General features: G+C 65.3%; 4 protein-coding genes and 3 pseudogenes. 1 reads left to right on the plus strand and 6 read right to left on the minus strand.

Annotation, left to right across the window (positions count from 1 at the left end; translation table 11 throughout):
- Positions 1 to 134: 134 nt before the first annotated feature.
- The 6 genes and pseudogenes from AB0G35_RS37070 to AB0G35_RS37095 all read right to left on the minus strand — a co-directional run bounded on the left by AB0G35_RS37070 (position 135) and on the right by AB0G35_RS37095 (position 5,017).
- On the minus strand, positions 135 to 695 hold the full coding sequence (locus AB0G35_RS37070) for a hypothetical protein (protein ID WP_360959154.1): 561 nt from the start codon (positions 693 to 695) through the stop codon (positions 135 to 137).
- A 9-nt stretch (positions 696 to 704) separates the two neighbouring features.
- Entirely contained in the window at positions 705 to 2,300 is a 1,596-nt protein-coding gene (locus AB0G35_RS37075) for an alpha/beta hydrolase (protein WP_360959157.1), read from the minus strand.
- 3 nt (positions 2,301 to 2,303) lie between these two features.
- Complete coding sequence (locus tag AB0G35_RS37080) at positions 2,304 to 2,879, minus strand: type VII secretion target (protein ID WP_360959160.1); 576 nt, start codon at positions 2,877 to 2,879, stop codon at positions 2,304 to 2,306.
- A gap of 342 nt (positions 2,880 to 3,221) precedes the next feature.
- A pseudogene (locus AB0G35_RS37085) lies at positions 3,222 to 4,011 on the minus strand (hypothetical protein); the annotation flags it as partial.
- A gap of 123 nt (positions 4,012 to 4,134) precedes the next feature.
- A pseudogene (locus AB0G35_RS37090) lies at positions 4,135 to 4,392 on the minus strand (SseB family protein); the annotation flags it as partial.
- A gap of 214 nt (positions 4,393 to 4,606) precedes the next feature.
- A complete protein-coding gene (locus AB0G35_RS37095; protein ID WP_360959163.1) occupies positions 4,607 to 5,017 on the minus strand; it encodes a hypothetical protein in 411 nt (136 codons plus the stop codon).
- On the opposite strand from AB0G35_RS37095, the pseudogene AB0G35_RS37100 reads away from it, so the two are divergent.
- Positions 5,018 to 5,327, plus strand: a pseudogene (locus AB0G35_RS37100) (transposase); the annotation flags it as partial.
- Between the last annotated feature and the right edge of the window lie 101 nt (positions 5,328 to 5,428).

The raw sequence follows: 5,428 nt of genomic DNA on the forward strand, positions 1-5,428 counted from the left end.
GTGAACGGGGCTATCCAGGAGGGCTCCGACGCCGTGATCACACCAGACACACCATGATCATCTCACCCGTGACCAGCAGTTACGGGACAGCCCTTTTAGGCGGGAACTCAGCTGTTACTGCGCTTGCGCTCGGCTCAGAATTTCTGTTGCGTGACACCAGGGGGAAGGTAGCAGGGGGTGCTGACGGACAGGCGGAGGGTGTTGGGCGGTTTAGCAGTGTCTGCGATGAGGCTGAATTTCTCCGTCTTGTGGCGGCCGTCGAGAACGACCTCGTGCGACTGCGGGCGTTCTTCGTACGAAGAGACCTCTACGCCCCCGTGGTTCTTGAGTGCTGCCCGCAGTTTGCGGACGGCGGGGATGTGCTCTTCTAGGGGGACTTCAGCGTACACCGTGTACGTGAGGGTGTAGCGGCCGTCGTCGGCTACCTCATCATTTTGGCCGATGCAGTCCTCGAAATCCGTGAAAGGGCCATACTTGTTACCCACCTTGACTCCGGCATAATGCGCCATGGTTGAGGTGTAGTGCTTGGCCCAGGCCAGAGAGTCCTCGCGGCTTTTACGCGGAAGTGCCTTGTTAGGGTTGTTGGAAGGCTGAGACATGCAGGCTCCAGTGAAAATAATTACTGCGGCGCTCAATGCGATCAGACGAGTTCGCCTAAAAAGCGCAATCGTCACCTCAGAGTGGTTTTTCTCCAAGGGATTTCCTTACATGTCGATGGGTGTAGGCGGTGCCTGATTCGGTTGCTTGCCGGCGATGATCCGACCCTGATTGGCAAGGCTTTCGCTGTTGTCGTCCCAGTAGCCGCTGTGTCCATGAGTATCGGTTACAAATCGGGTTCCGCCGAAGTCCGTAGTGTTGGGGTCGGGGCCGAGCGTAAGGTCCTGTGCTTGCTTGATGAAGTCGTCATCGGCGATGCCTGTATAGAAGTGGTGCGGGTCGACGTGGAGATCGGATGCCCTGCCGACCGTCTCCCCCGGACTGCCGACGACGGAAATACTGTCGGCGTCGAGGCCCTTGCCACCGGCGTCCGCGTCGCCGACCACCGTGGCACCATAGCTGTGTCCCAGCACTGTCATGTGTGCACGGTCCGACCCTTCATGCGAGGCGCGCAGGCCATGGGTGAAATCCCGCAAGTCCGGAGCCGCGTCGTCGGCGCGCCCGGTGCCGGCAACGCCGAGATTCGGCGCATCAGAACTGGGGATTTCCGGAGCGTCGTAACCGAGCCAGTAGACCATCGAGGTGTTCGCCGAAGGATCGGCCCGCTCGGCCGACCTCTGCAGCTTCTCGATCCGCGACAGCTGGCCTCCTGTCGAGTTCATGTCTGTGGCTGTTCCGGGTACCTGCACACCGACGTTATCAGCGGTATCCGGATTACCCATGGCGATGACGGCCTTACCATCCTCGAATCCGTTGAAATCCAGGAGGTAGAGCTTCTTGTTTCCCGTTGCCCCGTCACGCTTGTCGAGTTCGGCCTTCAGGACCTCAAGGTTGTGACGGTTTTCCGGAATGCCGGGGATGGCCTGGTCGCTGCCGCTGACGAAGTTGAGCTGCTGATCCAGCGCAAGCCGATTCGCGTCGTCACGGACCGAGCTGGGCAGGCCGTTCGCCTTGCCGATCTGCTCCGGATACATCGTGGCGTACTCCTGGCGCGATGCCTCGTCGAGGCCCTTCCACCAAGCGGCTGCGTCCTTAGGGTCCTTGGGGATCTGCGGCCCCTTGACGCCCAGGTCCTTCATGGCCTCCTGGGTGTCCGCCGCGGACTCGGCGGACATGTGCTTGTTGGTACGATCCATGATCTCGCCATGGAGTTCCGACAGTGCGTGGTGGCCGTCTGCGCTCGCCTTCCGTGCGTCCTCGATGGCGGTGTTGATCTCCTCCTGGAAGTGCTTCATCCGATCGAGCTTGGTCTGCGCATCGTCCGGCGATTCGTCCACTTCGCAGGAAGCTTCCCCCACGGAGCCGGAGTCATCGACGAGGAAGCCCTCGGATTCCGCGCTCCGCACCGCGTTGCGTAAGTCCGTCTGCGCCTGCTCCATGCGGAACCGAACCGTGTCGATCGCCTTCGAGATGGTCATCGCCTCGGTACGGACCACGTTGATGCGCATCTCGATGTCTTCGAGGAACGCCAGGGCAGCCTTGGCGTCATCCCCTTCCCAGGAGGCATGCAGCGGACCGGTCACCTTTGTACGGTGCTGGTCGAACGCACTGTCCATATCCCGTGAAACCCGCTGCCAGGAGATGGCGGCGGCCGTCATGTCCGCGAAGTCCTGCCTCAGCAGACGCGCGTAGTCGGAAGCCATGACTCATCCAAAGGGGTTGTTGTCGGTGTGCTGGGGAGCGGTGGCCCGGCCGCCTTCCGTGAGGGCTTGCCCCGGGTCGTAGACGGGCATCGCGGGTTTGGCGCGCAGCATGTCGTCGGTACTGGGTGACGGGGTACCGGCTGGCGGCGGCTGATACTCGCCGACGGCCTCACGTACCGGGTCGCTGCCGGACGCGCCTGGGCGTGGCAGTCCGGCGTACACCGATCCTGGGCCGCCCCCAGAGGCGGGGGCAGACATGATCACACCCGCCTTGTCCCCGTCGAAGTCCTCGAAGTCTTGATCAACCATGTCTTCGTTCCACTCATGGTTGTCGGCGGTGTCGCGGAGGTTGGCGGCGCCTTGCAGCAAGCGCTTGTGTAGGCCGTCGAGGGCGGGGTGCCAGGTCTTGCTGATCATGTGCAGCGCCGACGCGACGGACCATCCCTTGGCGGCGTCCGCAGCCTCGCTGGTATCGGTTATGGCCTTCTCGCAGGTTTTCTTGGTGTCATCGGCGATGCCGCTTTGGGCGTGTGCCGAGGCACGTAGTTCGCCCGGTTGGACCGACATTTTTCCGGACAACGCGTTTCCCCCAACTCGTAACTCTGTGCGAAGGAACGCTACCAAGCGGCCGCGCCGCGGAATCAGGGAATCGACGCATGTCGCGCAGGATGGGGAGCGTCCACCGTCCACCCGCTGACAGCTGGGTGGGTACCGTTCTCATGACGAGCGCCAAACCTTCTTGGGAGCATCTTTTATTCGCCTGGCCAGACGGGGGGTTACGGGTGCCTCTCCCAGCTGGCAGGCCCTGGTTTAACGAGGAGCAGTGAAGTCACTTCTCGACGGGTCTCGAAGGCGCCTGCCTTGCGCCGACCTCGGTATCGACGAGTACGGGAGGCACCGCTGAGCGTGGCCCGCGTGTCGGATGTCGAGTTTCCAGGTCGCGCCTGGCAGGCCATTCTCCTCGGTGGCGGCCAGGTAGCTGATGCCCAGTCGGCCGGAGTCGGTAACGAGCTCGGCGATCTTCGCTGCCTGATCCTCGGTCGGCTGTGCGGCGAGGAGGGCCAGGTGGGGCGCCCATTGGGTGGGCTGTGCGGAGCCGGTGCGGCCGGTGACTGGCATTCGGCCCGACCAGCCGCTGGTGGCGAGTTCTGCGGCGACCGACGTGAGGACGGCATTCTGGTCCCCGGGCGTGCCGGTGAGTGAGACGAGTCCGGCGGCGGCTTGGAGGTTCAGCAGCAGGCGCGTGCCGTCGCGGCTGCCGAGGCTGACCAGGCCCGGGTAGGGGGCGGCAGTGCCGGTGTCTGTTTCGTGCGCCGGGATTGGCCTGTTGGATGCGCCAGAACGTCTCGTTCTGGCCGAGCTGCCGTGGCGCTGGGGGCTTGCCTGCGGGATGGGCGAGCTGGAGGTTGAGCTCGCTGTCGGTGAGTCGGGCAACGTGGACGGTCGGCAGGGTGCGCGATTCGGCGGTCAAGGCGGACGCCAGTCCCCTCAGGGCATGGTCGAGATCGCGTGCGGCCTGCGGGTCAGCCCCGATGAGCAGCGCATCGTGGGTATCGGCGGCGACACCCGTGGGCTGGCGAAGCTCTGGGGTGCGGCGGCCCTTGGCGCCCATGGCGGACTGCCGCAGGGCCGTGTGGCGTCGGCGGCCGAGCGCCGCGAGCAGGCCGGCGGCGAGCAGCGGGGCCCCCACGAGGGCCTCGCGGAGGCCGAAGGGCGAGGTGGAGGACGACGAGTTGGGATCGGCGTTCTCGCCACCGGCTTGCATCCCGGCCTTGCCCGGGATGGTCAAGCTGATGCGGTGGCCGGGATTGAGGCAGATCGGGAAGCCGGTGGCGGCGAGGTGATGGCCGGTGGTCTGTTGCCACTGGTGCCAGGTGTCGGAAGTGTGGGTGGGGTGGGTAAAGGCCGGGATGCAGCGGCTGCCGTCGTCCTCGACGACGGTGTAGAGGCCGGTCTGCCCCTCCTGGGCGAACAGGAGGAGCGTGGCGTCGCGGAAGGCCGCGAGGAGCTCCTGCTCGCTGCCATAACCGGTGACGGCGCGCTGCAGGGCTTCGTCCAGAGCGGCGACAGGAGGCGGGAACTCCAACGCCGTCGGCGACGGGCGGTAGTTCGGGTTGTGCTTGAAGGAAACGAGCTGGCCGAAGCTGTCGACGAATCAGCCGCCGACGATGCCGTACGAGGGGACGGGGCTGTGGGGTCGAAGTACGGGTCGATTGCGTACACGTAGCCGCTGCGCTGCTGTGCGGCCTGGGCGCGCAGAGCCTCGGTGACCGGGGGAACGGCGGGGGCAGAGCTGGACGGGGTGGTCACAGCGACTGGCTCCACTGCTCTTCGAAGGCAACCTGCTCGGCGACAGTGGCCAGCGTCTCGCGGGGTGCGGGTTGGAATGTCTGGATGCGATCGGCGCTGGTGGGGCGAAGCCCGGGCGTGAGTCGGTAGACGAGGAAACCCCCGGTCCCACGGCACATCCCGGAGGGCCAGGTGTCGCGACGCGAGCCGTTGACACCCAGGAGCCACCCCTGGGGTTCGATCTGCTCGCGGATGCGGATGAGCGCCTCGAAGCAGTCATCTGCTCTGCCGGTGACATGCCCCCAAGGGCCGTCGGCGATCACGGTGAAATCGCGGTTCCCGCCCTCCCAGCGCAGGACGGCGTCGGCCTGCTGGTCGCCGTTGAAGGCGAGGACTTCGAAACGGTCGGGGACCAGGTAGCCACTCATTTGGCCGCCTTCACCCAGCTCCGGCTCGCCCGCCCGCTCGCCGCCGACCTTCGCCGGCCGTGGCAGAATCCGACCCCGCCCCACAGACTCACCCCCGCCCGCGTCCGCCGCGACTTCCGGCACCTCCCGCCCAAAGGCAACTTGTCCCGCCGGGGCACCGAAAACCTTCCGCCCCGGCCCTGGACGACCGCCCGGACGCAAGAACACCCAGCCCACCCCACGCCACGACGTGCACACAGTCCGCAAGACAGACACCTGGAAACAACAGCAGAAGAAGCCGACGACCCCACGACCTCGCCGCACAGGTTAAAGATCAAGCTAAGGGCTGTCCCGTAACTGCTGGTCACGGGTGAGATGATCATGGTGTGTCTGGTGTGATCACGGCGTCGGAGCCCTCCTGGATAGCCCCGT

Source organism: Streptomyces sp. NPDC021749, from assembly GCF_040640655.1.
Classification (GTDB): Bacteria; Actinomycetota; Actinomycetes; order Streptomycetales; family Streptomycetaceae; genus Streptomyces.

Excerpts from the sequence above, each read along its gene's own strand:
- AB0G35_RS37095 (WP_360959163.1), bottom strand. The coding sequence starts at position 5,017 with ATGAGTGGCTACCTGGTCCCCGACCGTTTCGAAGTCCTCGCCTTCAAC.
- AB0G35_RS37075 (WP_360959157.1), bottom strand. The coding sequence starts at position 2,300 with ATGGCTTCCGACTACGCGCGTCTGCTGAGGCAGGACTTCGCGGACATG.